The following is a 1,076-nucleotide window of genomic DNA, read 5'->3' as shown; positions in this document are numbered from 1 at the left end:
CATTTGGATGTTGTCGCCAGGCATTACCATTTCTACGCCTTCTGGTAGAGAGATATCACCAGTTACGTCAGTTGTACGGAAGTAGAACTGTGGACGGTAGCCTTTGAAGAATGGAGTATGACGGCCACCTTCATCTTTAGACAGTACGTATACTTCTGATTCAAAAGTAGTGTGTGGAGTGATTGAACCTGGTTTCGCTAGTACTTGACCACGTTCAACTTCGTCACGTTTAGTACCACGTAGAAGTGCACCAACGTTCTCACCCGCACGACCTTCGTCTAGAAGCTTACGGAACATCTCAACACCAGTACATGTAGTAGTTGTAGTGTCGTGGATACCAACGATCGCTACTTCATCACCTACACGTAGAATACCGCGCTCGATACGGCCAGTTACTACTGTACCACGACCTTGGATTGAGAATACGTCTTCGATTGGCATTAGGAACGGCATGTCTACTGCACGCTCTGGCTCTGGAATGTACTCATCTAGTGCTTTAGCAAGCTCGATGATTTTCTCTTCCCACTGTGCTTCGCCGTTTAGCGCGCCTAGTGCTGAACCTTGGATAACTGGTAGGTCATCACCTGGGAAATCGTACTCAGATAGAAGTTCACGAACTTCCATTTCTACTAGTTCTAGTAGCTCTTCGTCATCTACCATGTCACATTTGTTCATGAATACGATGATGTAAGGGATACCAACCTGACGGCCTAGTAGGATGTGCTCACGAGTTTGTGGCATTGGACCATCTGTTGCAGCAACAACTAAGATACCACCGTCCATTTGCGCAGCACCAGTGATCATGTTTTTAACATAGTCAGCGTGTCCTGGGCAGTCTACGTGTGCGTAGTGACGGCTTGGAGTATCGTATTCTACGTGTGAAGTAGAGATTGTGATACCGCGCTCACGCTCTTCTGGAGCGTTATCGATAGATGCGAAGTCACGAGCTGAACCACCGTATACTTTTGATAGAGTAGTACAGATAGCTGCTGTTAGAGTTGTTTTACCGTGGTCAACGTGGCCGATAGTACCAACGTTTACGTGCGGTTTCGTACGTTCAAATTTTTCTTTAGACA

At 46.6% G+C, this 1,076-nt stretch carries 1 protein-coding gene; it reads right to left on the bottom strand.

All coding sequences use genetic code 11. The features are described from left to right. Nucleotides 1-1,076 (bottom strand): elongation factor Tu (tuf, locus tag L3V23_RS21255; protein WP_237292990.1); only part of this gene is annotated, 1,076 nt, incomplete at both ends.

Source organism: Vibrio sp. A1-b2 (genome assembly GCF_021726015.1).
Classification (GTDB): domain Bacteria; phylum Pseudomonadota; class Gammaproteobacteria; order Enterobacterales; family Vibrionaceae; genus Vibrio; species Vibrio diazotrophicus.
Note: the sequence above shows the minus strand (reverse complement) of the source record. Positions and strands in the feature narration are given on the sequence as shown.